General features: G+C 45.2%; 1 protein-coding gene. It reads right to left on the reverse strand.

Annotated features, from left to right (window positions below):
* On the reverse strand, positions 1-261 hold a 261-nt coding region (locus HMPREF0083_RS28615), incomplete at both ends, for a hypothetical protein (protein ID WP_021619335.1).

Consider the following 261-nt stretch of genomic DNA (forward strand, 5'->3'; position numbering starts at 1 on the left):
TTTAGGTTTCGGTGTTTCCTTAGGCTTCGGTGTCCCCTGTGATTTTGGAGTCACCTTCAGTACTTTTCCAACTCCTTTATCCAAAAAGGCTGACGTAACAAAGTTGCCCAGTAATTGTCCCCGTGTCTCTGCATTTCCATCTTTCATCTGGTAATACAAGCCCTCAAGATCACGACGGAAATTGTTAAAGCTTTCCTCTGGATTACTCACCGTATCCCATACACCCATTACGACGCCTTTTGCTGTTCCTACCGGATCTGT

The sequence above is a fragment of the Aneurinibacillus aneurinilyticus ATCC 12856 genome (assembly GCF_000466385.1).
Taxonomy (GTDB): Bacteria; Bacillota; Bacilli; order Aneurinibacillales; family Aneurinibacillaceae; genus Aneurinibacillus; species Aneurinibacillus aneurinilyticus.